Origin of the sequence: Pseudomonas sp. P4795, assembly GCF_048822895.1 — a bacterium.
Classification (GTDB): domain Bacteria; phylum Pseudomonadota; class Gammaproteobacteria; order Pseudomonadales; family Pseudomonadaceae; genus Aquipseudomonas.
The window spans coordinates 408,179-433,518 of the sequence record NZ_JBMFBT010000004.1 but is presented as its reverse complement, the minus strand read 5'-3'; the positions used below and the strand labels follow the sequence as shown (position 1 = coordinate 433,518).

Here is a 25,340-nt window from a genome sequence, read left to right as displayed (position 1 = left end):
GTAGCTCTTACTTGATCAGACCATCCAGCGGCGAAGAGGCGCTGGCATAGAGTTTTTTCGGCATGCGGCCGGCGAGGTAGGCCAGACGGCCCGCGACGATCGCGTGTTTCATGGCTTCAGCCATCATCACTGGCTGCTGCGCGTGGGCGAGTGCCGAGTTCATCAGCACCGCATCGCAACCCAGCTCCATCGCAATGGTGGCGTCGGAAGCAGTACCAACACCAGCATCCACCAGAACCGGAATTTTGGCTTCTTCGAGGATGATCTGCAGGTTGTACGGATTGCAGATGCCCAGACCCGAACCGATCAGACCGGCCAGCGGCATCACCGCGATGCAGCCGATTTCCGCCAGTTGCCGGGCGATGATCGGGTCATCACTGGTGTAAACCATCACGTCGAAACCTTCCTTGACCAGCACTTCGGCGGCCTTGAGGGTTTCGATCACGTTGGGGAACAGGGTTTTCTGGTCGGCCAATACTTCCAGCTTCACCAGATTGTGCCCATCGAGCAGCTCACGGGCCAGACGGCAAGTGCGCACGGCCTCGATCGCATCGAAGCACCCGGCGGTGTTCGGCAGGAACGTGTAGCGATCCGGCGACAGCACTTCGAGCAGGTTCGGCTCGCCGGCGATCTGGCCCAAGTTGGTGCGACGCACGGCGAACGTGACAATTTCGGCACCCGAGGCTTCGATGGCCACGCGGGTTTCTTCCATGTCACGGTACTTGCCGGTACCGACCAGCAGACGCGACTGGTAAGTACGACCGGCCAGTACAAAAGGCTTGTCGCTACGAACGATGCTCATGGGAAATCCTCTGTTGGGGTGAGGGACTTGCAGAATGCTCGGCCGATGCAGGCCGGATGATTAGCCGCCGCCGATGGCGTGCACCACTTCGACGTTATCGCCGTCGCTTAAAGCAGTCTCGGCATGCTGGCTGCGCGGGACGATATCCAGATTGAGTTCGACCGCCACCCGGCGTCCGGTCAGATCCAGACGGGTCAGCAGGGCCGCAACGGTTTCACCGTCGGGCAGTTCAAGGGATTCGCCGTTCAACTGAATGCGCATGCCGGATGCCGCCATCATTTTTAGGGGCTGGCATTCTAGCCCGTTCATGACCCAAAGGTCAGCACCAAGCGTCAAGCGGTTACTGCAAACGCCAGGCGGCCAGGCCGAGGCATATCCAGCCGATCAGAAATGCCAGGCCACCGAACGGGGTGATGATCCCGAGTTTGCCAATGCCGATGGTAGTCAGCAGGTACAGACTGCCGGAGAACAGCAAGATGCCGACGGCAAACGAAATCCCTGCCCAAGTGATCAGCCGACCCTGAATCTGCGTGGCCAGCAGCGCTACGCCAAACAGCGCGAGTGCGTGCACCAGTTGATAGGTGACGCCAGTGTGGAAGATCGCCAGATACTCGGGCGTCAGGCGGTTTTTCAAGCCATGAGCGGCAAAAGCGCCGAGGGCGACGCCAGTGAAACCGAAAAAAGCGGCCAGCATCAGAAAGCCACGCAGCATTTGGAACTCCAGTCAGACTCGGTCGGCAGGGTCTGTATAATGGCCCGCTCTACGGGTTCGGCCAAGCCATCTCTATGCTGCGTTTAATTTTTCGTCGTTTCATCAAGGCCTTGCTCTGGTTCGCGGGCGGCAGCGTATTGCTGGTGCTGGTATTTCGCTTCGTGCCGCCACCGGGCACCGCGCTGATGGTCGAGCGCAAAATTGAATCGTGGGTCGATGGCGAGCCGATTGATCTGCAACGCAACTGGAAGCCGTGGGATGAAATCTCCGATGACCTGAAGGTTGCGGTGATTGCCGGCGAAGATCAGAAATTTCCTGAGCACTGGGGTTTTGATCTGCGCGCGATTCAGGCGGCACTGGCGCACAACGAGTTGGGCGGTTCGATTCGCGGCGCCAGCACCTTGAGTCAGCAAGTGTCGAAAAATCTGTTTTTGTGGTCGGGTCGCAGCTATCTGCGCAAAGGTCTGGAAGCCTGGTTCACCGCGCTGATCGAAGTGTTCTGGCCCAAGCAGCGGATTCTCGAGGTGTATCTGAACAGCGTCGAGTGGGACGACGGCGTGTTTGGCGCAGAAGCGGCAGCGCGACATCACTTTGGCGTGAGCGCCAAGTCACTGTCACGGCAGCAGGCGAGTTATCTGGCGGCAGTTCTGCCGAATCCACGAGTGTGGAGCGCGAGCCATCCGACCGGTTATGTGTCGCGCCGCGCCGGGTGGATTCGTCAGCAGATGAGCCAGTTGGGCGGGGACAGCTATTTGCTGACGCTCAATGATTCGCGACGGGCGCCTTGGACCCAATAGCCGGGCACACATCTTCCAAACTTTCGAAATCCCTGTGGGAGCTGGCTTGCCAGCTCCCACAGGGATTGATGCAGCTCCTGAAATACGCGCATAAAAAAACGCCCCGATCAGTGATGATCGGGGCGTTTTTTATTGCCGAGGCACCGGTTATGCGGCGATCGACAACTTGAGCTTGTTCATCGCGCTCTTCTCGAGCTGACGAATACGCTCGGCCGACACGTTGTACTTCTGCGCTAGGTCATGCAGCGTGGCTTTTTCTTCCGCCAGCCAGCGCTGGTAGAGGATGTCGCGGCTGCGCTCGTCCAGCACTTCCAGTGCTTCGTGCAGGTTGTGATTGGAGTTGTCGCTCCAGTCGGCATCTTCCAGTTGACGGGCCGGGTCATACCGGTGGTCTTCCAGATAGTTGGACGGCGACTGGAAAGCGCTGTCGTCATCGGCTTCTGCAGCCGGGTCGAAGGCCATGTCATGACCGGTCAGGCGACTTTCCATCTCACGCACTTCACGCGGCTCGACACCGAGGCTCTCCGCCACACGGTGGACTTCCTCGTTGTTCAGCCAAGCCAGACGCTTCTTCTGGCTGCGCAGGTTGAAGAACAGCTTGCGCTGAGCCTTGGTGGTCGCGACTTTCACGATCCGCCAGTTGCGCAGGATGAACTCGTGAATTTCGGCCTTGATCCAGTGCACCGCGAAGGACACCAGACGTACGCCCATTTCCGGGTTGAAACGCTTCACAGCCTTCATCAGGCCGACGTTGCCTTCCTGGATCAGGTCAGCCTGAGCCAGACCGTAACCGCTGTAGCTACGGGCAATGTGTACAACAAACCGCAGGTGGGCGAGCACCATCTGCCGAGCCGCCCCCAAATCCTGCTCATAATAGAGACTCTCGGCCAGTTCACGCTCCCGCTCCGGCGTCAGCAATGGAATGCTGTTGACGGTGTGCACGTAGGCTTCCAGGTTTGCGCCTGGAACCAACGCGTACGCAGGTTGCAAAGAATTGGTCATACGAAAAAACCTCCGACTTACATACTCGTGCTTTTCAGCACTGCGAAAAATTGACCGGGAATTCAAGTACGAGTTCCCTAAAAAACCGTGAGGCCAATCACGCGCAAAAAAGATTCTACTTCGGCGCCAGCTCCCTGAGGTGGCGTGCGACTGCAATCCATGCACCGATATAACCCAACAGCACCGCGCCAAGCAAGAGCGACAGACCGTCGGCAACTGGCACTCCGGCCAGCGCGAAATCACTGCCATACAAACCGGCCAGGCCAACCACCGCATCGTTCAGCCAGTCCAGACCAAACGCCAATACACCCCAGGACAACAGCCCCGCACCGAAGCCATACAGTGCGCCCATATAAAGGAAAGGACGCCGCACATAGCTGTCAGTGCCGCCGACGAGTTTAATCACTTCTATCTCGGTGCGGCGGTTTTCAATATGAAGACGAATGGTATTGCCTATCACCAAAAGTAATGCAGACACCAGAAGCACCGTCAGACCGAAGACAAAACGGTCACCGAGCTTGAGGATGGCGGCCAGACGCTCGACCCAGACTAGATCAAGTTGTGCCTGCTGTACCTTGGGCAGCTCGGAAAGTTTTTGTCTTAATGCTTCCAGCGTGGTCTTGTCGACTTCGTTCGGCGTTACCAGAACTACACCGGGTAGCGGGTTCTCAGGCAGCTCGCGCAGGGCTTCGCCCAGTCCGGACTGTTGCTGAAACTCTTCCAGCGCCTGATCACTGCCGACATATTCAGCATCAGAAACGCCAGGCATACCTTTGATCTGTTCGCGCAGTTTCTCGCCCTGCTCCGGACTCGCATCCAGTTGCAGGTACAACGAGATCTGCGCCGCACGCTGCCACGAACCGCCGAGACGCTCGACGTTGTTCAGCAGCAATGACAGGCCCATTGGCAAACTCAGCGCAACGGCCATCACCATGCAAGTGAAGAAGCTGCCGATTGGCTGCTTGCCGAGACGACGCAGGCTGTCGAGCAGGCTGGCGCGATGGCTTTCGACCCAGGCGCGGAACAGCGTCGCGAAGTCCGGGCCGTCATCATCGTCGTGTTTTTTCTTCTTCGCCGGTTGCGGATCGGCGGCCTTCGGGGCCACGCGCTCGGAAACCTTGGGGCTACGTGTCGCACTCATTCCGCAGCCTCCCCGTCACCGATCAATCGGCCGCGTTGCAGGGTCAGCATGCGATGGCGCATGCGTGCGATCAGCGCCAGGTCGTGACTGGCGATCAGCACGCTGGTGCCCAAACGGTTGATGTCTTCGAACACGCCCATGATCTCCGCCGCCAGACGCGGGTCGAGGTTACCGGTCGGTTCGTCCGCCAGCAGCAGGGCCGGACGGTGAACGATGGCGCGGGCAATGCCGACGCGCTGTTGCTGTCCGGTGGACAGGTCGCCGGGGTACAGATCGGTTTTATCCGACAGCGCGACGCGCTCCAGCGCCGAATCCACACGTTTGGCGATTTCGGCTTTGGACAAACCGAGGATCTGCAACGGCAGCGCGACGTTGTTGAACACCGTGCGATCAAACAGCAGCTGGTGATTCTGAAACACCACACCAATCTGCCGACGCAGAAACGGAATCTGCGCATTGCTGATGGTGCTCAGGTCTTGCCCGGCGAGCAGCAATTTGCCGCTGGTCGGGCGCTCCATCGCCAGCAGCAGACGCAACAGCGTGGATTTACCGGCACCGGAGTGGCCGGTGACAAACAGGAACTCACCGCGGCGCACTCGAAAGCTCAGCTCATGCAAGCCGACGTGACCGTTCGGGTAGCGCTTACCGACCTGTTCGAAACGAATCATGCACGCTCCCGCTCGGCAAACAATGCCTGGACAAAGGGTTCTGCTTCAAAGGTACGTAAATCGTCGATGCCTTCGCCGACGCCGATGTAGCGGATCGGCAGGCCGAACTGCTTGGCCAGGGCGAAAATCACCCCGCCCTTGGCGGTGCCGTCGAGCTTGGTCAGCGCCAGACCGGTCAGTTCGACGGTCTGGTTGAATTGTTTGGCCTGGTTGATGGCGTTCTGGCCAGTGCCGGCATCGAGCACCAGCAGCACTTCGTGCGGCGCATCCGCGTCGAGCTTGCTGATCACCCGGCGAACCTTTTTCAGTTCTTCCATCAGGTTGTCTTTGGTGTGCAGACGACCGGCGGTGTCGGCGATCAACACATCGATGCCACGGGCCTTGGCGGCTTGCACGGCGTCGAAGATCACCGAAGCCGAGTCGGCGCCGGTGTGCTGGGCGATCACCGGAATCTTGTTGCGCTCGCCCCACACCTGCAATTGCTCGACCGCAGCGGCACGGAAGGTGTCACCGGCGGCCAGCATGACTTTCTTGCCTTCCAGTTGCAGTTTCTTCGCCAGTTTACCGATGGTGGTGGTCTTGCCGGCGCCGTTGACGCCAACCACCAGGATCACAAACGGCTTGGTCTGCGAAGAAATCTTCAGCGGCTGTTCAACCGGTTTGAGCATCGCCGCCAGCTCGGCTTGCAGCGATTTGTACAGTGCGTCGGCGTCGGCCAGCTCCTTGCGGGCGACCTTCTGCGTCAGGCGCTGGATGATCACCGAAGTCGCTTCGACGCCAACGTCGGCGGTCAGCAGGCGGGTTTCAATGTCGTCGAGCAGCTCGTCATCGATGATTTTCTTGCCGAGGAACAAGCTGGCCATGCCCTCGCCGATGCTCGCGCTGGTCTTCGACAGACCTTGCTTGAGACGGGCGAAGAAGCCGGCCTTGGTTTCCTCTGTGCGCGGTGCTTCGGCAGCGGACTCGACTGGCGCGTCAACTGCAACGACTACCGGCTCAGCAATGACAACGGGTGCAGGCGCAGGCACTTCGACGACCGGAGCAACCTGCTCAGGCTCGGCGATAACAGGCGCGGCCTCAACGACTGGCGCAGGAATCGTCGGCGTCACATGCGGTGCAGCTTCTTCAACCAGCGCCACTGACTCTTCCGCCACCGGCAAGGTCAACCAAGGCTCGGCAACTGGCGTCAGCGGCAGCTCGGCGGCCACTCCAGGCTCAGGCTCTGCCGCGACCACCGGTTGCAACACTGGCTCGGTAATCGGCAGCACAACCGGCGCCGGCGCTTCTTCTATAAGAGCAGGCTCAGGAGCTGGCTCAGGAATCGCAGGCGGCTGTTCGACGACGGGTTCCTGCGGTTTCTTACGCAGCCATCCGAACAGGCTTTTCTTCTCGCCAGCCGCAGCTGGGGTCTTCTTGTCGTCGTTGGAACCAAACATGGAGGACGGCTATCTCACGGTGGCGACGCGCCCATGGGCGCCCCGGCAATTGAATATTCGATGCAGAACAGACTGTTATTCACTCAGCTTGTTCACGCGCAACATTTTGTCGAGGCGCCACAGGCACCTCAAAGGTCTGTAAATACGAAGGACTGGAGCGGCATCGTCGGCGAAAACGCCGAGTTTAGCTGAGAAACTCAAAGCTTCTGCCGGTAACCCGTACAACCTATAGACCGATAAGTGGACTCATAGGCGTGGCCGCCAGTAAAACGGATCAGTATCCTAGCACCCTCTCGCCCGCTGACGCTAAGACCAAGCGGGCAGCCCAACAGGTTTAAAAACGAATGAATGCTCTAGCCCGCCGCGCCGCAGGCCTGCTGCTCAGCACAGTCTGCCTGCCCCTTTCGGCCTTGGCAGCCGACCCGCAACCGACTCACGAATTCACCCTCGACAACGGCTTGAAGGTCGTCGTGCGCGAAGATCATCGCGCACCGGTGGTGGTTTCGCAGATCTGGTACAAGGTCGGCTCCAGTTACGAAACCCCGGGCCAGACCGGTCTGTCCCACGCGCTTGAGCACATGATGTTCAAGGGCAGCGACAAGGTTGGCCCCGGCGAAGCCTCGCTGATCCTGCGCGATCTTGGCGCCGAAGAAAACGCCTTCACCAGCGACGACTTCACTGCTTACTACCAAGTGCTGGCCCGTGACCGTCTGGGTGTGGCCTTCGAACTCGAAGCCGACCGCATGGCCAACCTGCGCCTGCCGGCCGACGAGTTCGCCAAGGAAATCGAAGTCATCAAGGAAGAGCGCCGCATGCGCACCGATGACAAGCCGATGTCCAAGGCTTACGAGCGCTACAAGGCCATGGCTTACCCGGCCAGCGGCTACCACACGCCAACCATCGGCTGGATGGCCGACCTCGACCGGATGAAGGTTGAAGAACTTCGCCACTGGTACCAATCCTGGTACGTGCCGAACAACGCCACGCTGGTGGTGGTCGGCGACGTGACCCCGGACGAAGTCAAAACCCTTGCCCAGCGTTACTTCGGCCCCATCGCCAAGCGCGACGTGCCGCCAGCCAAGCAACCGCTGGAACTGGCCGAGCCCGGCGAACGCCAAATTACCCTGCACGTGCAGACGCAACTGCCAAGCCTGATGCTCGGGTTCAACGTGCCGAGCATCGCCACCGCTGAAGACAAACGCTCGGTCAACGCTCTGCGCCTGATCTCGGCGCTGCTTGATGGCGGCTACAGTGGACGCATCCCGACTCAACTGGAGCGCGGCGAAGAGCTGGTGTCCGGCGGTTCGTCGAGCTACGACGCCTACACGCGCGGCGATAGCTTGTTCACCCTGTCCGCCACACCGAACACCCAGAAGAAAAAAACCATGGCTCAGGCTGAAGCCGGCCTGTGGAAACTGCTCGAGCAGCTGAAAACCACCGCGCCGTCCGCCGAAGAACTGCAACGCGTACGCGCTCAGGTTATTGCCGGTCTGGTGTTCGAGCGTGATTCGATCACCAGCCAGGCCACCGCCATTGGCCAACTGGAAACCGTTGGTTTGTCGTGGAAGCTGATGGACACCGAACTCGCCGATCTGGAAAGCGTGACCCCGCAAGACATCCAGAACGCCGCCAAGCTGTATTTCACCCGCGAACGTCTCAGCGTCGCCCATGTTCTGCCACTGGAGACGCCTCATGAGTGAGCGCAAAACCCCACGCCTGCTGCTCGGCCTGATCGCCGTCGCAGTAATCGGCGCCGCCGCGTTCTACCTGGTGCCAAGCGACAAAAGCACCGCCAGCGAAGCGCTGGACAAGGCCAAGTCGAGCCAGAAACTGCAATCGCTGGCCGAACTCGACGGCAAGGCGCCAAGCAGCCGCAAGCTCGACGTGCAAACCTGGAACACCGCCGAAGGCGCCAAGGTGTTGTTCGTTGAAGCCCACGAATTGCCGATGTTCGACCTGCGCCTGATCTTCGCCGCCGGCAGCAGCCAGGACGGCAATGCGCCGGGTCTGGCGGTGCTGACCAACGCCATGCTTAACGAAGGCGTGGCGGGCAAAGACGTCAGCGCCATCGCTGAAGGCTTTGAAAGCCTCGGTGCCGATTTCGGCAACGGCGCATTCAAGGACATGGCCCTCGCCTCGCTGCGCAGCCTGAGTGCGCCTGAGCAACGTGAACCGGCGCTGAAGCTGTTCAGCGACGTGGTCGGTCAGCCAACCTTCCCCGACGATTCCTTCGCGCGCATCAAAAATCAGCTGCTCGCCGGTTTTGAATATCATAAACAGAACCCCGGCAAACTCGCCAGCCTCGAACTGATGAAGCGTCTGTACGGCGATCACCCGTACGCGCATTCCAGCGATGGCAGCGCGCAAAGCGTGCCGAAGATCACTCTGGCGCAACTGCGTGAGTTCCATGCCAAGGCCTACGCGGCCGGTAACTCGGTGATTGCGCTGGTTGGCGATCTGTCCCGCGCCGATGCCGAAGCGATTGCCAAGCAGATCTCGGCTGCCCTGCCGAAAGGCCCGGCGCTGGCGAAAATCGCTGATCCGGTTGAACCGAAAGCCGGCGTCGGCCACATCGAGTTTCCATCGAAACAGACCAACCTGATGATCGCGCAACTGGGCATCGACCGTGACGACCCGGATTATGCGGCGTTGTCGATGGGCAACCAGATCCTCGGCGGTGGCGGTTTCGGTACGCGGCTGATGAGCGAAGTGCGCGAGAAGCGTGGCCTGACCTACGGCGTGTATTCGGGTTTCAGCCCGATGCAAGCGCGCGGCCCGTTCATGATCAACCTCCAGACCCGCGCGGAAATGAGCGAAGGCACCCTGAAACTGGTGCAAGACGTACTCGCCGATTATCTGAAAACCGGCCCGACCCAGAAAGAACTCGACGACGCCAAACGCGAACTGGCCGGCAGCTTCCCGCTGTCCACCGCGAGCAATGCCGACATCGTCGGTCAGCTCGGCGCGATGGGTTTCTACAACCTGCCGCTAAACTATCTGGATGACTTCATGCGTCAGTCCCAGAGCCTGACCGTCGAACAAGTCAAAAGCGCACTGAACAAACACCTGAGCACGGACAAACTGGTCATCGTCACCGCTGGCCCGACCGTGCCGCAAAAGCCGTTACCGGCCCCATCTGATAAACCTGCCGAGCAACCGCTCGGGGTTCCGGAGCATTAATGGCTACTCGTCCAAAAAAACCTGTGCACAACGTACACAACGGTGTGAACCAACTGCGCATCATTGGCGGTGAATGGGGCAGCCGCAAGCTGAGCTTCCCCGATGCGCCGGGCCTGCGCCCGACGCCGGATCGCGTGCGTGAAACCCTGTTCAACTGGCTCGCGCCGTACGTGGCCGGGGCCAAGGTGCTGGATCCGTTTACCGGCAGCGGCGCGCTGTTTCTTGAAGCGCTGTCGCGTGGCGCAGCCATGGGACAGGCGCTGGATGCCAGCAACATCGCGGTCTCCAGCCTGAAAGAACATCTTGGCACCCTGCGTTGCACCACAGGTCAGGTACAGACCGCCGACGCCCTGCGCTATCTGGAAACCCAGACTGCCAGCGCGTTCGATCTAGTGTTCCTCGACCCACCGTTCAACCAGAACCTGCTGCCCGCCGTGTGCACCCTGCTCGAAGAGCGCCAGTGGCTGGCGCCGGATGCGTGGATCTACACTGAAAGCGAAAACGCGCCATCGACTCTCGGCCTGCCGGGCAACTGGCGCCTGCACCGCGAGCAGAAATCCGGGCGGGTGTACTACGCGTTGTGGCAACGTACGGCAGAGATCGCCGGTTAACCAAAAGCTTGAGAACAAACCGTGGCGAGGGAGCTTGCTCCCGCTGGACTGCGCAGCAGGCCCCTTCTTCTATCAGGTAGAAAAGGGCCGCTTCGCGACCCAGCGGGAGCAAGCTCCCTCGCCACAAAAGCGATCTGGTCGCCTCTGCATCGAGAGCAATCGTGCCCCCTTCTTCAGATCCGTTCCGCCCCGCCTTCGGCCTCGGCAATCCGCACCTGCAAACCTTGTGGGGGCCGCTGTGGCGCAAAACCGTACACCTTGATCGTGAGCGCGAACGGCTGTGGCTGGACGACGGTGATTTCCTCGACCTTGACTGGCACGGCCCGCACAGTGCCGAAGCACCGCTGGTGTTGCTGTTGCACGGTCTCACGGGCTCATCCAATTCGCCGTACATCGCTGGAATCCAGGCCGCACTGGCCGCGCAAGGCTGGGCCAGTGTTGCGCTGAACTGGCGCGGCTGCTCGGGCGAACCAAACCTGCTGCCGCGCAGCTACCATTCCGGCGCCAGCGAAGACCTTGCCGAAGCGATCAGACATCTGAAGGCCAAACGGCCGTTGGCGCCGCTGTACGCGGTTGGTTATTCGCTGGGCGGCAACGTGTTGCTCAAGCATCTTGGGGAAACCGGTGCTGACAGCGGCGTGCTCGGCGCGGTGGCGGTGTCGGTGCCGTTTCGTCTTGACCAGTGCGCAGATCGAATCGGCCAAGGATTCTCGAAGGTCTATCAGGCGCATTTCATGCGCGAGATGGTCGCCTACATCAAGAACAAACAGCGCCAGTTCCAGCATGACGGTCGCGAGGATGGACTCGCCGCGCTGGCCGCCCTCGGTTCGCTGGAAAACATGCGCACCTTTTGGGATTTCGATGGGCGGATCACCGCGCCGCTGCATGGTTTCGTCGATGCCGAGGATTACTATCGCCGCGCATCCAGCCGCTATTTCCTCAGCGAGATCCGCACGCGGACCCTGATCATTCAGGCGGCGGACGATCCATTCGTGTTCCCGCACAGCTTGCCGCAGGCCAGCGAACTGTCAGCGTCGACGCAGTTTGAACTGCAGGCCAAAGGCGGGCATGTCGGCTTCGTCGACGGCACCGTGCGTCAGCCAGGTTATTACCTTGAAAGACGCATTCCCCAATGGCTGACGGCTGTTTATTCGCCGGTGGCAACACCGCGCGCAGGCTCGTTGATCCACTCGCTCCATGACCCGGCATACAACGATCCCAACGGATAACCCGCCAGGCACAGCGCGAACAGGTTGTGGCACGCCGTCACCCCGGAACCGCAATAGGCCACCAGATCTTCCGGCGAGCGCTCGCCGATCTTCGTCGCAAATCTCTGCTTGAGCTGCTCGGCCGGCAGAAAACGTCCGTCACTATCAAGGTTTTCACTGAACGCCGCACATTGCGCGCCCGGGATGTGCCCGGCAATCGGATCAATCGGTTCCACTTCACCCTTGAAACGCGGCAATGCGCGCGCGTCGAGCAAGGTCAGCGCTGGCTGGCCGAGGCGCTGCTGCAAGTGCTCGGCACTGATCAGCAAGCTCATGTCCGGCTGACCCGCGAAATCCCCCCGAACTCCGGAGGGTGCATCCAGACTCAGCGGCAATCCGGCCGCATGCCAGGCCTTGAGCCCGCCATCCAGAATGAACACGCCGTCACGCTTGCCCAGCCATGCCAGCAACCACCATGCGCGCGCCGCGAAAGCTCCGGGGCCGTCGTCATACAGCACCACGTCGCTGTCGGCATTGATGCCGAACGCTTGCAGACGCTCGACCAACTCGGCAGGTTCGGGCAGCGGATGGCGTCCGGTCACACCCTTGATCACCTTGCCGCTGAGGTCGCGCTCAAGATCGGCGTAACTCGCCCCGGCGATATGCCCTTCGGCATAGCTGCGCTGGCCGTAATCAGGATCTTCCAGAGCAAAGCGGCAATCGAGAATCACCAACCCCGGCTGATCCTTGCGGGCATCCAGAGCTTGCGGGCTGATCAGTTGCGCAATCGGCATAGCGAACGACTCCTGTGAGCGTAAATGGTTACGGCTTGTCTTCGAGGGCCTGCGCCAGCGGCACGTAAAATTCTTCGAACAATGCATTGACCGCTTCACGCGCCTGATCGGTGACGAACCCGGCTTCCAGCACCAGCACCTGATACACGCCACGCTTGATGGCCTGCTCGCTGAGGTGATTGGAGTTCTCGCGGGTGGTACACAGAAAGCGCACCCACGAGGTGAGGATGATCCACGCATTGAGCGTCAGCGATTCAATCTGCACCCGATCCATTTTCAGGATCCCGGCGGCGACGAAGCCTTCATAGATCGCCGCGCCCTGGATTACGCAGCGCTGAGAGAAGCGCCGGTAACGCGCGGCCAGCTCCGGATCGCTATCAAGCAAGTGCTCGAGGTCGCGGTGCAGAAACCGGTAGCGCCACATCGCCGACAGCAACTCCTTGAGGTAGAAGCGCTTGTCCTCGACCGTCGCCGGGCGGCCCTGTGGCGGGCGGAGGAAGCTGTCCACCAGGCTTTCGTACTCACTGAACAGCACGGCGATGATCGCCTGCTTGTTGGGGAAGTGGTAGTACAGGTTGCCGGGAGAAATCTCCATGTGGGCAGCAATGTGATTGGTGCTGATGCTGCGCTCGCCCTGCTGATTGAACAGTTCGAGGCTGTTCTGCACGATGCGCTCGCTGGTTTTGATCCGTGGGGCCATGGCTTGAGCTTTAATTCAGAGTGCGTTGAGGGGCATCTTACGACCTATCCGGAATTGGATAAAACCATCGCGCGCAAGGAAGTCATTTGACTTTCTAGAGCATCGACTCTAAAAAGTTCATCATTACAACAAAAACCGGAGCCGACGATGACTGCCGATATTGCCTACCTGCAAACGTTGCAACAGCCGCTGGAAGAACTCAACCGTCAGTTCGATGCGCAACGGGCCGCCTACGCCGCCAACCCGATGCCGCCCGCCGCGCAACGCCAGCAATGGCTCAAGTCTCTGCGTGAGCTGTTGAGCAATGAACGGCAAGCCTTGGTCGAGGCGATCAGCGCCGATTTCAGCCACCGCAGCGCCGATGAAACGCTGCTCGCCGAACTGATGCCAAGTCTGCACGGTATCCACTACGCCAGCCGCAATCTCAAAGGCTGGATGAAGCCGTCGCGACGCAAGGTAGGGATCGCTTTTCAGCCAGCATCGGCGAAAGTTATTTACCAGCCGCTGGGCGTGGTCGGCGTCATCGTGCCGTGGAATTACCCGCTGTTTCTGGCCATCGGCCCGCTGGTCGGGGCGCTCTCGGCGGGCAACCGGGTGATGCTCAAACTCAGCGAATCGACCCCGGCCACCGGCCTGCTGCTCAAGGAGCTGCTGGCGCGAATCTTCCCCGAAGACCTGGTCTGCGTAGTGCTCGGCGAGGCCGATATCGGCGTGGCCTTCTCGCGGTTGCGCTTCGATCACTTGCTGTTCACCGGCGCCACCAGCATCGGCAAACACGTAATGCGTGCGGCGGCGGAAAACCTGACTCCGGTGACCCTGGAGCTGGGCGGCAAGTCGCCAGCCATCGTCTCCCGCGACGTACCGCTGAAGGACGCCGCCGAGCGCATCGCCTTCGGCAAGACCCTCAACGCCGGGCAGACCTGCGTCGCCCCGGACTACGTGCTGGTGCCGGAAGATCGCGTCGGCGCTTTTGTCGAAGCCTATCGTCAGGCCGTGCGCGGGTTTTATCCAACGCTCGCCGACAACCCGGACTACACGGCAATCATCAATGATCGGCAACTGGCGCGGCTCAGCAGTTACCTGAGCGACGCCACCAGCAAGGGTGCGCTGCTGATTCCGCTGTTCGCTCAGGGACAGGGCCGACGCATGGCCCACAGCCTGTTACTGAATGTCAGCGACGAGATGCTGGTGATGCAGGACGAAATCTTCGGCCCGTTGCTGCCGATCGTGCCGTATCAGGATCTCGATCAGGCTTTCGCTTACATCAACAAGCGGCCACGACCTCTGGCTCTTTACTACTTCGGCTACGACAAACGCGAACAACAGCGCGTGTTGCACGAAACCCATTCCGGCGGCGTGTGCCTCAACGACACGCTGCTGCATGTGGCGCAGGACGATATGCCGTTCGGCGGCGTCGGCCCTTCCGGCATGGGTCACTACCATGGCCACGAAGGATTTCTGACCTTCAGCAAGGCAAAAGGCGTACTGGTCAAACAGCGATTCAACGCGGCCAGGCTGATTTATCCGCCGTACGGCAAAGCCATTCAGAAACTGATCCAGAAACTGTTCATTCGTTAACGTCTGCGCCGGGAATAAAAATAATGCACCCAAGCCTGACCGAAACACCTGCACTGTCGCGCCGTGGCCTGCTGAAATTCAGCCTCGGCGCCAGCGCGTTTCTTGCCACTGCCGGCCTTGGTGCCAGCCTCAGCGGCTGCTCGTCGAACGTCGCGGCCAATGGATTTGTCACGTTACGCAGCGGCGATCTGCTGTTTCTGCGTGCGTTGATTCCGGTGATGCTTGAAGGTGCCGTGGCCAGCGCGGCCATGCCTGCGGCCGTCGATGGCACGCTGAAATCCCTGGATCGCAGCCTCGACCACCTGTCGCCGGAAATGCTCAAGCTCACACGGCAGTTGTTCGACGTGCTCGGCATGGCCGTCACGCGCGGGCCACTGACCGGAATCTGGGGCAGTTGGGAAAACGCCAGCTCCGACGCGATGCGGCATTTTCTCCAGCGCTGGCAAAACAGCTCATTGAGCCTGTTGCGCATGGGCCACAGCTCATTGCTGCAAATGGTCATGATGGCCTGGTACGCCCGCAGCGAATCCTGGGCGCATTGCGCTTATCCCGGCCCGCCGACTGTTTAACAGCTGCGCCGCACTCCAAAAACAATAAGAGAATCTGATCGATGCCCGTACCTGACCCGTTCCGCGAAGGCCTCGCCCGTGGCTGGAAAACCTACAACGGCGCGCAACTCACCGACGACCTGACGCTGGAAGCCGACGTTGCGATCATCGGCAGCGGCGCCGGTGGCGGCACCACGGCGGAAATCCTCAGCGCCGCTGGCTACAAAGTGCTGCTGATCGAAGAAGGCCCGCTGAAAACCAGCAGCGACTTCAAGATGATGGAAGATCAGGCCTACAGCAGCCTTTATCAGGAAGGCATCGGGCGCCAGAGCAAGGACGGCGCGATCACCATCCTGCAAGGCCGCGCAGTCGGCGGCACCACGCTGATCAACTGGACGTCGAGTTTCCGCACTCCCGAGCCAACCCTCGACCACTGGGCCAGGGAGCACAACGTCATAGGCCACAGCGTCGCCGAAATGGCACCGTGGTTCGAGAAAATGGAGCAGCGCCTCGGCGTCGCTCCGTGGATGGTGCCGCCGAATGCCAACAATGACGTGATCCGCAAGGGCTGCGAGCAACTCGGCTACAGCTGGCACGTGATCCCGCGCAACGTGCGCGGCTGCTGGAACCTTGGCTACTGCGGTATGGGCTGCCCGACCAACGCCAAGCAATCGATGATGGTCACGACCATTCCCGCCACTTTGGAAAAGGGCGGCGAACTGCTCTATCTGGCGCGCGCCGAGAAGTTGTTGATCAGCGGGGACAAGGTCTCCGGCCTGCACTGCGTGGCGATGGACGAGCGCTGTGTCGAGCCGACCGGCCGCACCATCACGGTCAAGGCCCGGCATTACGTGCTGGCGGGTGGCGGAATCAACAGCCCGGCGCTGCTGCTGCGTTCGGATGCGCCGGATCCGCATCAGCGTCTGGGCAAGCGCACCTTTCTGCATTTGGTGAACATGTCCGCCGCGCTGTTCGACGAAGTGATCAACCCGTTTTACGGCGCGCCGCAGTCGATCTATTCCGACCATTTCCAGTGGAAGGACGGTGCCACCGGGCACATGGCGTACAAACTCGAAGTGCCGCCGCTGCACCCGGCGCTCGCCGCCACACTGCTCGGCGGCTTCGGCGAACAAAGTGCCCGGCACATGGCCGACCTGCCGCACACCCACGCCATGCTCGCGTTGCTGCGCGACGGCTTTCATCCGGACAGTCCGGGCGGCAGCGTCGAACTTCGCGGCGACGGGTCGCCGGTCCTCGATTACCAGGTTTCACCCTACGCCTGGGACGGTTTGCGCCGGGCCTTTCACAGCATGGCCGAGATCCAGTTCGCTGGCGGCGCCAAAGCAGTGATGCCGATGCACGCCGACGCGCGTTACGTGAACAGCCTGGCCGAGGCCCGCAGTTTGATCGACGGCTTGAGCCTTGAGCTGTATCGCACGCGCCTGGGCAGCGCCCACGTCATGGGCGGTTGCGCGATGGGTGAAGACCCGAAAACCGCTGTCGCTGACAGCCTCGGTCGCCATCATCAGCTGCGCAATCTGTCGATCCACGACGGCTCACTGTTCCCCACCAGCATCGGCGCCAATCCGCAGTTGTCGGTGTACGGGTTGACGGCGCAACTGGCGACATCCCTCGCCGAACGGCTGAGAAATTCGTGAAAAAGCAGAAAATTTCTGGCGTCTATAGTGCTTTCTTACCCAACAGGCGACTTTCCCGGCCGGGACGGCTGCGATACCATCCGACTCCCCAACGGACTCCCGCCAGGACGACGCGATGAACCGAGTGTTGTACCCAGGTACCTTCGACCCTATTACCAAGGGCCATGGCGATCTGGTCGAACGCGCCTCGCGCCTGTTCGATCATGTGATCATTGCCGTCGCTGCCAGCCCGAAGAAAAACCCGCTGTTCCCGCTGGAACAACGGGTGGAACTGGCTCGCGAAGTCACCAAGCACCTGCCGAACGTGGAAGTGGTCGGCTTCTCGACGCTGCTCGCGCACTTTGCCAAAGAGCAGAACGCCAACGTGTTCCTGCGTGGGCTGCGCGCGGTGTCGGACTTCGAATACGAATTCCAGCTGGCCAACATGAACCGCCAACTGGCCCCGGACGTCGAGAGCCTGTTTCTCACCCCGTCCGAGCGTTACTCGTTCATTTCTTCGACGCTGGTGCGGGAAATCGCGGCGCTGGGCGGCGATATCACCAAGTTTGTGCACCCGGTGGTAGCGGAAGCGCTGACTCAACGCTTCAAAAAGTAGGAGCTGCCGCAGGCTGCGAGCTCTTCGCAGCCGCCGCAAAACGCCAACTTTCGCGAGAGCAGTTGATCGCACCCGCGTGCACTGCGGGCGCCAATGCGGCACAATTGCGCGCATTGATAGATAGCGCCCGGGCCATGCGCCCCGGCTGGAGCAAGCATGTCCCTGATCATCACCGACGATTGCATCAACTGCGACGTCTGCGAACCCGAGTGCCCGAACGCCGCGATTTCCCAAGGCGAAGAGATCTACGTGATCGACCCGAATCTGTGCACCCAGTGCGTCGGTCACTACGACGAGCCGCAGTGCCAGCAGGTCTGCCCGGTGGATTGCATTCCGCTGGACGAAGCGCATCCGGAGACTGCTGAACAGTTGCTGGAGAAGTACCACAAGATTACCGGCAAGGCCTGAATCCCTCGGCGTCTGTTCCGACGCCATCGCGGGCAAGCCCGCGATGGGGCCTTCAGCAACACCACAAAAACCCGATCAGCTCACTCACGCTGCTCAAACCCCTCCCCGATACACCCCAGACACCGCACAAAAGCCGCTTTCGCCGGCTCGACCACCAACGCCTGCCCCGCATCGCCAATCCCGCCACCCAGCGCGGTAAACGGCAGCGACACGACAAACGCCCCCGCACCGATCACCGTTGCCACCACCAGTAAAGGTCGAGCAATCAGCAAGTCGCCGAGCATGGCGTAGGCCGGTGGGTTCTGAATGGTGTAACGCGGATCACCGCTGCCGCTTGGCGTGGCCTGAGCAATCAGGCTGGAACACAGCAGCGCTGCAAGAAACAGGGCTTGCAAGCACTTCATGGCGCGATCCTTCGGGCTGAACAGTGAGACAACTCACTATAGACCGTAGGACTTTTTCAGCCGTTTGCGCTCAAGTCTGGCAGCGCGGGCACCAGACGCTGTTGCGTTGCCCGAGCTTCATTTCGCGCAGACCGGTGCCGCAGACCTTGCAGTGCTCGTTGCCGCGGCCATAGACAAACAACTCCTGCTGGAAATACCCCGGCTGACCGTCGCCACCGATGAAATCGCGCAATGTGGTGCCGCCGCGCTCGATGGCCGCCGCAAGAATGCGTTTGATCTCGATCGCCAGTTTCAGATAGCGCGCGCGGGAAATGCTCTTGGCTTCGCGGCGCGGGTCGATCCCGGCGGCAAACAGCGCTTCGGTCGCGTAAATATTGCCGACGCCGACCACCACCGCGTTGTCCATGATGAACGGCTTGACCGCCATCGAGCGCCCGCGCGACAGCTGGAACAAGCGTTCGCCGTCGAACAGATCGGTCAACGGCTCCGGCCCGAGGCGGATCAGCAATTCGTGATTGAGCGGATCGAGGCTCCAGAGCATCGCGCCGAAGCGTCGCGGATCGGTATAACGCAGCGCCAGACCGGATTCGAGTTCGATATCCACATGCTCATGCTTGGCCGCCGGCAGCCCGGCCTCGACCAGCCGCAAATTTCCAGACATGCCCAAGTGGCTGATCAAAGTACCGACTTCGGCCTTGATCAACAGATACTTGGCCCGCCGCTCGACCAGCACGATGCGCTGCCCGGACAGGCGCACATCGAGGTCTTCCGGGATCGGCCAGCGCAGTCGCCGGTCACGCACGATTACGCGGCTGACCCGTTGGCCTTCCAGATGCGGCGCAATACCGCGACGGGTGGTTTCGACTTCCGGCAATTCAGGCATGAGCTTCTCGAATCAATGCGCGCCGAGGTCGCGGATCGTTTGTTTCAGGGTTTCGAAATCGTATTCCGACAGACCGACGTAATCCAGCACCAGCGGCCCGACAGCCTTCCATTCGAAGTCTTCGGTCTGACCGCCCAGCACCCGATACGACGCGCAGATGTGCTCGGCCATTTTCAGAATCGCCAAGAGGTTCTTCATCTGACTGTTGCGCGACGACTCATCGGTGAAAATCGCCAGCGCATTGTGGTGATTGGCAATCGCCCCGCTGACGTGTTCCGGCAGGCGCCAGGATTTGGCGGTGTAATAGCCGACCACGGCGTGGTTGGTGTTGAATTCGCTGTTTTCCGTATCCACCACCCGGCATTCGGCGCTGGCATTGGCGTAAGCCTTTTCCAGCACCTGCATGTAGTTGGGGAAGCGCTGCAACATCAACGGCACGCCGCAATCGTGGAACAGACCCAAGGCGTAGGCTTCGTCGCCGGCCTGAGTGCCGATCCGCTTGGCCAGCGTCAGGCAAGTCATCGCCACGTCCTGGGCGGTGTCCCAGAAACGGTTGAGGGTGACGATGGTATCGTCATTCATCTCGCCCTTGATCGACTGCGCATTGATCAGATTGATGATCGAACGGCTGCCCAGCAGGTTAACGGCACGCTGAATCGAGGTGATCTTGTTGCTCAAGCCGTAATACGGCGAGTTGACGATTTTCAGCAGCGCGCCGGACAGGCCGGGGTCCTGAGCGATCAGCTTGGCGATCACCTCCAGGTCCGGGTCGGGCATGTATTGCTCCATTTGCAGATCCACCATGATCTGCGGCTGCGCAGGCACGCTGATGCCTTGCAGGGATTGTTGAATCTGTTCGGTGGTCAGCTCTTGGGACATAAGTACACACTCTGGGACAGGCGGCGATTCTAACCGCTAAAAACCGACAGGCGACAAATGAGCGGCAGATCGGCGCAAAACTTTCATTCAAGACCATGCCGAGGATTTCGCCTGACCCGATTTGCGGGCCGCCCCGGATGCCGCATGTCCTGCGCCGAACCTGCACGCGGCGCAACACGGTATACTCCCGCTCTTTTTTCCGGAGCGACGTCATGTCCCTGCCTAGCCTGCGCCTCAAAGCCAACGCCGACCGACGCCTGCGAAACGGCCACTTGTGGGTCTACAGCAACGAAATCGACGTGGCTGCCACGCCATTGCACGGCTTCAAGGCCGGCGACCAGGCCATCCTCGAAGCTGCCGGCGGCAAGCCGCTGGGCATCGTCGCGATGAGCCCGAACAATCTGATCTGCGCTCGTCTGGTATCGCGCGATATCAAGCTGCCGCTGGACAAGTCGCTGCTGGTGCACCGCATCAACGTCGCTCTCTCGCTGCGAGATCGCCTGTTCGACAAGCCGTTCTATCGCCTGGTTTACGGCGATTCCGACCTGCTGCCGGGTCTGGTAGTCGACCGTTTCGGCGACATCCTCGTGGTGCAGATCGCCTCGGCCACCATGGAAGCGCATAAAGATGACGTGATTGCGGCACTGACCCAAGTGCTCAAGCCGAGCGGCATTCTGTTCAAGAACGACTCCGCTGCGCGTGACGCCGAAGGCCTCAACCGCTACGTCGAAACCGTGTTCGGCCTGGTGCCGGAATGGGTTGCCCTGGAAGAGAACGGCGTGAAATTCGAAGCCCCGGTGATTCAGGGTCAGAAAACCGGCTGGTTCTACGATCACCGCATGAATCGCGCGCGCCTGGCCCCTTACGCCAAAGGCAAACGCGTGCTCGACCTTTATAGCTACATCGGTGGCTGGGGCGTGCAGGCTGCCGCATTCGGCGCCAGCGAAGTGTTCTGCGTCGACGCTTCGGCCTTCGCCCTTGACGGCGTTGAGCGCAACGCCGCGCTGAACGGCGTTGCCGAGAAAATGACCTGCATCGAAGGCGACGTTTTCGAAGCCCTTAAAGAGCTGAAAGCCAGCGAAGAGCGCTTCGACGTGATCGTTGCCGATCCGCCTGCATTCATCAAACGCAAGAAGGACATGAAAAACGGCGAAGGCGCTTACCGTCGTCTGAACGAGCAAGCCATGCGCCTGCTCACCAAGGACGGCATCCTGTTCAGCGCTTCGTGCTCGATGCACCTGCCGGAAGACGACTTGCAGAACATCCTGCTGACCAGTGCCCGTCACCTGGATCGTAATATTCAGTTGCTGGAGCGTGGCGGTCAGGGCCCGGATCACCCGGTGCACCCGGCGATTGCCGAAACCCGCTACATCAAGAGCATCACCTGCCGCCTGCTGCCTAACAGCTGATTCCTGCGGGATTGATGACACCAGAAAGGGAGCCTGCGGGCTCCCTTTCTGCTTTTTACTACTTTCTGTTCCTACACTAGTCGTCCTGATGGCGTGCAGGACATTTCCTTAAATTTGTTAATTACTCATATTTAACTGACACAACTATTCCAAACCAAAGATCACTCCGACAAAATTACTGGAATATTCCTACTCAATATCTGCTTGCCATTAATCCATTACAAACTATGATTGAGTTGTCACCACGAGGTGGCTCAACTAATCAATGAACAAGGAGTTCAAACATGAAAGCAATTACTCTGGAATCCGGCAAAATCGCAAACCTGGCTTTTCTGGTTGCGCCTAAAGCCCGCTAAGTAAAGCAGACGCTGGGGACGGCCGGCGCCCCAGCGCCTTATACCCAATCCAGAGCACCTTGTATGAACATGCACATAAATCCTTATTTATTCATATTGCCCTGCACACCCGGCCAAGTAGTCTGGAACTACAAAGATCACACGCAACATGAACTTGATCTGAATTACTCCACTCGCCTGGCACAACTCATTAACAACCCGAACTTGTTTGACATCAATAATATTATTGATACAGAACTTTTAGATGCACAAATACTGACCACATCTAAAATTGACTGCCCTGCCTGGGGCTGGGATGAACTGTCGAAGATTTATCATATCGGCACGCAAAATATTCCCTGCGAACATACCCCACAAAATATTCAAGAATGGTCCAGGCAATATCTGGAACATTGCACAGAGGTGCTAGCCACTTCACCTGCTGCGCCAGTTCGCGCGGATCATTCTCCGCGAGACCTTATCGCTTTACCCGCACTCGCCGCGCTGAACAACGACAGTTTTCGGAACGCGCTGATGCAGAGAAAAACCTGCCGTTCCTTCACTGGCGCCGCTATTTCCCTGCAAGACGTCGGCACCCTGCTCTACCTGACCCTCGGCTATTTGCGCGAGCGCGATAGCGCTTGCGACCCGAGCATTGCCGAAGGCCTGAGTGCGCGCCGAAGCAGCCCTTCCGGCGGCGGTCTCAATGCCTGCAACGGCTTTCTGCTGGTGCAGCACGTCGATGGACTGGCACCCGGGGTCTACGCCTATCATCCCGCAGAGCACGCCTTGAGCTTCGTCGATCAATTGCCGAGCGAGCCGCTGGGCAATCTCCTGGCTGGCCAGCATTTCATCAACAACCTGCCGCTGGGTCTGTTCATCACCGCCCGCTTTGATCGTCTCTGGTGGAAGTACCAGCATTCGCGTGCTTATCGAATGGCCTTCGTTGAAGCCGGGCATCTATCACAGACCTTCCAACTGGTGGCCACGGCACTTGGCATGAACACCTGGCTCACCGGTGCATTCGCCGATGATCAGGTCGAAGCATTGTTGAAAACCTCGGGCAGCGCGGAACAACCATTGTTCTTCGTCGGTTGCGGTGCAAGCGACGGACAGGCGATGTGTCAGGAAATGCGCGAATTGCTGCAAGTGCCGCAGGCGTGAGTGCCTTCAAGGAGGTCCCGGACGCAGCGCAGCGCTTCACGCTCGGGGACTGGAATAACCGCGCCTCGGTACGCGTCAGTGTCCACGACTACCAGTTGCCGGACGACGTGGAGCTGCAACTGAAAACCCGCCACTGGTTCCCCCCTGGATTCTTGCCTTATCTGGCGCACCCGATCATCCAGCAAGCCGGTCCCAGCGTCTTGCACCGGCTGACAGCCAATCATCTGGTGCACTTTCTCGACTACACCACTTTGCTCGAACACCGCATCGTCAATCGCGCCGTGGAAGTGATTGTCCACGGCGAGCTGCCTGCCGCCGTTCCGTTACAGATGAAAACCGCTGCGCTGCAGCTGTACACCGACGAGGGCTACCACGCATTGTTTTCCAGTCAGGTTGCCGAGCAGATTGCCGACTTCTATGGCATCAGCGACCGTCCGGCGATGCCCCGACGCATTACCCGCATGAACGCGCTGATCGCTCGCACACCGCAAAAGCACAAATCACTGACTTGGTTTCTGCTCGGTTTCGTCTCGGAAACCATCATTGCTCGCGAGCTGCTCGACGTGTGCCGTGACAGTCTGGTATCCAATGTCAGCGAGATGCTGCGCGATCACCTCACCGACGAGGCCCGGCACAGCCGGTATTTCGCCGAGGTGTTTCAGCACCTGTGGCCCGGCCTCGACAGCCGCCAGCGAACCTTCACCGCGAGAATGCTGCTGGAAATCATCGGCATATTCTTTGAGGTCGATGAGCCTTGGCTGCAACAAAGCCTGAGCGGTGCCGGGATTGCCGACAATGCGCTGCTGCAAATTGTCGGTGGCATGGCCACTGAGCAAGCCAGTCGCTTGCGCGCACGTTCTGGCGCCATCGCTACGCTAGACGCCCTGAGAAAAGCCGGATTTTTCGCGTCGCCTCAAAACCAGACACTTTTTGCCAAGGCAGGACTGATCCATGGATGACGGAAAATCTGCGGTAACTCCAGGGCAACGCCGTGCGGCGGTCAGTCTGCTGTTGGCGATGGTCTTGCTCGGCGTGTTTCCGCTGGATGTCCTGCTACCGTCGTTTCCGGCACTGGCAGAACACTTCAGTCGCACGCCGGCAGACATCGCACTGTCGATCAGCCTGTTTGCCGTCGGCATTGCATTTGCGCAATTGCTGATCGGCCCGCTGTCCGACGTGATCGGACGCAAAGGTCTGTTGCTCGCGGGCATGACGGTTTCGATGCTGGGTGCCATGGGATGTGTGATGACCAATGATTACTCGCTGTTCCTGATGTTCCGCGTGGTGCAGGCATTGGGCTGCGGCTGTTTCGTTCTGTCTCAGGCACTGGTGCAGGATCTGTTTGAAGGTGAAGAACGTGACCGCCTGCGCATCCTGATGGTCACCGCCACCGGGGTCTTCATCTCGGTGTCCCCGTTGGCCGGCACGTTTCTCCAGGCGACCCTCGGCTGGCGCGGCAGTTTTTGGGTTTTCACCGTGTTGGCGGCGCTGGTATTGATCAAGGCCTGGCTATTTCTGGATAACAGCCGTCCTGCCGTCCGCGGTACTCGCACAAACTTTCTCAAGGCCTATCGCCGCGTGCTGGGCGATTTTGATTTCGTCGGCTATTGGCTGATCTCGGCGTTCGCGTTTGCCTGCCATTTTTCTTTCATCGTGATTTCGCCGCTGATTTTCATGGATCATCTGCAACTGTCGGCCTATGACTTTTCATTGATCCTGCTTATCTACGGTGCGGCATATGTGGTCGGCGGCATCATCGCCACCGTGCTCAGTAGAAGGATCGCCGCGGGTCAGCAGATTGTCGTCGGGTTGAGCCTGATCCTGCTGTCAGGACTGGTCATGCTCTATCTCGCAGTCAACTTCGAACTGGCAGCGGCCACCGTGCTGATCCCGATGCTGATCTGCACCGCCGGCACCACTATCGCGCGTCCGGCCGCCACCTCCCGAGCAATGGGCATGTTCCCCGACAATGCCGGCACCTCGGCGTCGGCCGGCAGTACGCTGATCTTTATCTGCGGCGGTTTGATCAGCGCGTTGATCAGCCTGAGTCCGGCGAATCTGCAATCGACGCTGGGCTACAGCTTCGTCATCCTCAGCAGCGTGGCACTGGCGTTGAACAGCCAGATCAGCCGCCGCGGCAAAAGCTCCGAGGCAAATTCCATCGCGCAACCGGGCAGCGATTAATCCTGCCGGTCGTCATCTCACACGCTGCGTCACCGCTGGAAGCACGCTTTGCGCCATTCCCTCCTGACGCCAGCGGTGTAGAATCGCCAGATTCATCGCCATTCATCCCCCGGCGGGTTTATGAGCTCAGGCTGAGACCAGCGGCGATCCCGCAACGTCATCGGCAACATCAGGACACACGGCCATTTCTGAGTGTTCCAGACGTCAATAGAAGCTCACTCCCCTTTGTTATGTGATTAGCCGC

General features: G+C 60.0%; 26 protein-coding genes. 14 read left to right on the top strand and 12 right to left on the bottom strand.

Annotated elements, in window-relative coordinates; genetic code table 11:
• Positions 1-7: 7 nt before the first annotated feature.
• From ACOI8A_RS14105 to ACOI8A_RS14095, 3 genes are all read right to left on the bottom strand, one after another.
• Positions 8-802, bottom strand: coding sequence for a thiazole synthase (locus tag ACOI8A_RS14105; RefSeq protein ID WP_420647362.1), 795 nt, complete (start codon positions 800-802; stop codon positions 8-10).
• 60 nt (positions 803-862) lie between these two features.
• Positions 863-1,063, bottom strand: a complete 201-nt coding sequence (gene thiS, locus ACOI8A_RS14100) for a sulfur carrier protein ThiS (protein WP_420647363.1) — start codon at positions 1,061-1,063, stop codon at positions 863-865.
• A 79-nt stretch (positions 1,064-1,142) separates the two neighbouring features.
• On the bottom strand, positions 1,143-1,514 hold the full coding sequence (locus ACOI8A_RS14095) for a DUF423 domain-containing protein (protein ID WP_420647364.1): 372 nt from the start codon (positions 1,512-1,514) through the stop codon (positions 1,143-1,145).
• Positions 1,515-1,588: 74 nt separating this feature from the next.
• On the opposite strand from ACOI8A_RS14095, the gene mtgA reads away from it, so the two are divergent.
• Positions 1,589-2,311 carry a monofunctional biosynthetic peptidoglycan transglycosylase gene (mtgA, locus tag ACOI8A_RS14090; protein WP_420647365.1) on the top strand — a complete coding sequence of 241 codons (723 nt, stop codon included), beginning with the start codon at positions 1,589-1,591 and terminating at the stop codon, positions 2,309-2,311.
• A gap of 147 nt (positions 2,312-2,458) precedes the next feature.
• Here mtgA and rpoH read toward each other — a convergent pair whose 3' ends face one another.
• From rpoH to ftsY, 4 genes are all read right to left on the bottom strand, one after another.
• The gene (gene rpoH / locus ACOI8A_RS14085; RefSeq protein ID WP_420647366.1) at positions 2,459-3,313 is read right to left on the bottom strand and encodes an RNA polymerase sigma factor RpoH; all 855 of its coding nucleotides are present in this window, start codon (positions 3,311-3,313) and stop codon (positions 2,459-2,461) included.
• Positions 3,314-3,428: 115 nt separating this feature from the next.
• Positions 3,429-4,454: a permease-like cell division protein FtsX gene (ftsX, locus tag ACOI8A_RS14080; protein ID WP_420647367.1), complete on the bottom strand. Its 1,026-nt coding sequence runs from the start codon at positions 4,452-4,454 to the stop codon at positions 3,429-3,431.
• Positions 4,451-5,122 carry a cell division ATP-binding protein FtsE gene (gene ftsE, locus ACOI8A_RS14075; protein WP_095057385.1) on the bottom strand — a complete coding sequence of 224 codons (672 nt, stop codon included), beginning with the start codon at positions 5,120-5,122 and terminating at the stop codon, positions 4,451-4,453. The genes ftsX and ftsE overlap by 4 nt, the downstream gene beginning before the upstream one ends.
• On the bottom strand, positions 5,119-6,558 hold the full coding sequence (gene ftsY, locus ACOI8A_RS14070; RefSeq protein ID WP_420651294.1) for a signal recognition particle-docking protein FtsY: 1,440 nt from the start codon (positions 6,556-6,558) through the stop codon (positions 5,119-5,121). Before ftsY ends, ftsE begins: the two co-directional genes overlap by 4 nt.
• A gap of 344 nt (positions 6,559-6,902) precedes the next feature.
• On the opposite strand from ftsY, the gene ACOI8A_RS14065 reads away from it, so the two are divergent.
• The 4 genes from ACOI8A_RS14065 (at position 6,903) to ACOI8A_RS14050 (ending at position 11,578) form a co-directional block, all read left to right on the top strand.
• Positions 6,903-8,258 (top strand): M16 family metallopeptidase, encoded by a 1,356-nt coding sequence (locus ACOI8A_RS14065; RefSeq protein WP_420647369.1) that lies wholly within the window; start codon positions 6,903-6,905, stop codon positions 8,256-8,258.
• Positions 8,251-9,738, top strand: a complete 1,488-nt coding sequence (locus ACOI8A_RS14060) for a M16 family metallopeptidase (RefSeq protein ID WP_420647370.1) — start codon at positions 8,251-8,253, stop codon at positions 9,736-9,738. The genes ACOI8A_RS14065 and ACOI8A_RS14060 overlap by 8 nt, the downstream gene beginning before the upstream one ends.
• The gene (gene rsmD / locus ACOI8A_RS14055) at positions 9,738-10,349 is read left to right on the top strand and encodes a 16S rRNA (guanine(966)-N(2))-methyltransferase RsmD (RefSeq protein WP_420647371.1); all 612 of its coding nucleotides are present in this window, start codon (positions 9,738-9,740) and stop codon (positions 10,347-10,349) included. Before ACOI8A_RS14060 ends, rsmD begins: the two co-directional genes overlap by 1 nt.
• Positions 10,350-10,510: 161 nt before the next feature.
• Positions 10,511-11,578: a hydrolase gene (locus ACOI8A_RS14050; protein ID WP_420647372.1), complete on the top strand. Its 1,068-nt coding sequence runs from the start codon at positions 10,511-10,513 to the stop codon at positions 11,576-11,578.
• Here ACOI8A_RS14050 and ACOI8A_RS14045 read toward each other — a convergent pair.
• Both ACOI8A_RS14045 and ACOI8A_RS14040 read right to left on the bottom strand, forming a co-directional pair.
• A complete protein-coding gene (locus ACOI8A_RS14045) occupies positions 11,497-12,351 on the bottom strand; it encodes a sulfurtransferase (RefSeq protein WP_420647373.1) in 855 nt (284 codons plus the stop codon). The genes ACOI8A_RS14050 and ACOI8A_RS14045 overlap by 82 nt on opposite strands.
• A 28-nt stretch (positions 12,352-12,379) precedes the next feature.
• Positions 12,380-13,051: a TetR/AcrR family transcriptional regulator gene (locus ACOI8A_RS14040; RefSeq protein ID WP_420647374.1), complete on the bottom strand. Its 672-nt coding sequence runs from the start codon at positions 13,049-13,051 to the stop codon at positions 12,380-12,382.
• 147 nt (positions 13,052-13,198) lie between these two features.
• Between ACOI8A_RS14040 and ACOI8A_RS14035 the strand changes: the two genes are divergently transcribed.
• From ACOI8A_RS14035 to ACOI8A_RS14015, 5 genes are all read left to right on the top strand, one after another.
• The gene (locus tag ACOI8A_RS14035) at positions 13,199-14,629 is read left to right on the top strand and encodes a coniferyl aldehyde dehydrogenase (RefSeq protein ID WP_420647375.1); all 1,431 of its coding nucleotides are present in this window, start codon (positions 13,199-13,201) and stop codon (positions 14,627-14,629) included.
• A gap of 23 nt (positions 14,630-14,652) precedes the next feature.
• The gene (locus ACOI8A_RS14030; protein ID WP_420647376.1) at positions 14,653-15,198 is read left to right on the top strand and encodes a twin-arginine translocation pathway signal protein; all 546 of its coding nucleotides are present in this window, start codon (positions 14,653-14,655) and stop codon (positions 15,196-15,198) included.
• 41 nt (positions 15,199-15,239) lie between these two features.
• On the top strand, positions 15,240-16,835 hold the full coding sequence (locus ACOI8A_RS14025; RefSeq protein ID WP_420647377.1) for a GMC family oxidoreductase N-terminal domain-containing protein: 1,596 nt from the start codon (positions 15,240-15,242) through the stop codon (positions 16,833-16,835).
• A gap of 115 nt (positions 16,836-16,950) precedes the next feature.
• Entirely contained in the window at positions 16,951-17,430 is a 480-nt protein-coding gene (coaD, locus tag ACOI8A_RS14020; protein ID WP_420647378.1) for a pantetheine-phosphate adenylyltransferase, read from the top strand.
• A 156-nt stretch (positions 17,431-17,586) separates the two neighbouring features.
• Complete coding sequence (locus tag ACOI8A_RS14015) at positions 17,587-17,838, top strand: YfhL family 4Fe-4S dicluster ferredoxin (RefSeq protein WP_420647379.1); 252 nt, start codon at positions 17,587-17,589, stop codon at positions 17,836-17,838.
• Positions 17,839-17,918: 80 nt separating this feature from the next.
• On the opposite strand, the gene ACOI8A_RS14010 is transcribed toward ACOI8A_RS14015, so the two are convergent.
• The 3 genes from ACOI8A_RS14010 to ACOI8A_RS14000 form a co-directional block, all read right to left on the bottom strand.
• Entirely contained in the window at positions 17,919-18,242 is a 324-nt protein-coding gene (locus tag ACOI8A_RS14010; RefSeq protein WP_420647380.1) for a multidrug transporter, read from the bottom strand.
• Between the two features lie 70 nt (positions 18,243-18,312).
• Positions 18,313-19,125 carry a bifunctional DNA-formamidopyrimidine glycosylase/DNA-(apurinic or apyrimidinic site) lyase gene (gene mutM / locus ACOI8A_RS14005; RefSeq protein ID WP_420647381.1) on the bottom strand — a complete coding sequence of 271 codons (813 nt, stop codon included), beginning with the start codon at positions 19,123-19,125 and terminating at the stop codon, positions 18,313-18,315.
• Positions 19,126-19,137: 12 nt separating this feature from the next.
• Complete coding sequence (locus tag ACOI8A_RS14000) at positions 19,138-19,950, bottom strand: HDOD domain-containing protein (RefSeq protein WP_420647525.1); 813 nt, start codon at positions 19,948-19,950, stop codon at positions 19,138-19,140.
• 266 nt (positions 19,951-20,216) lie between these two features.
• Here ACOI8A_RS14000 and ACOI8A_RS13995 point away from each other — a divergent pair, with 266 nt between their 5' ends.
• From ACOI8A_RS13995 to ACOI8A_RS13980, 4 genes are all read left to right on the top strand, one after another.
• Entirely contained in the window at positions 20,217-21,413 is a 1,197-nt protein-coding gene (locus tag ACOI8A_RS13995) for a class I SAM-dependent rRNA methyltransferase (RefSeq protein ID WP_420647382.1), read from the top strand.
• A 425-nt stretch (positions 21,414-21,838) separates the two neighbouring features.
• Positions 21,839-22,912 (top strand): SagB family peptide dehydrogenase, encoded by a 1,074-nt coding sequence (locus ACOI8A_RS13990; RefSeq protein ID WP_420647526.1) that lies wholly within the window; start codon positions 21,839-21,841, stop codon positions 22,910-22,912.
• On the top strand, positions 22,909-23,871 hold the full coding sequence (locus ACOI8A_RS13985) for a diiron oxygenase (protein ID WP_420647383.1): 963 nt from the start codon (positions 22,909-22,911) through the stop codon (positions 23,869-23,871). Before ACOI8A_RS13990 ends, ACOI8A_RS13985 begins: the two co-directional genes overlap by 4 nt.
• Positions 23,864-25,096, top strand: a complete 1,233-nt coding sequence (locus ACOI8A_RS13980) for a multidrug effflux MFS transporter (RefSeq protein ID WP_420647384.1) — start codon at positions 23,864-23,866, stop codon at positions 25,094-25,096. Before ACOI8A_RS13985 ends, ACOI8A_RS13980 begins: the two co-directional genes overlap by 8 nt.
• Positions 25,097-25,340: the final 244 nt, after the last annotated feature.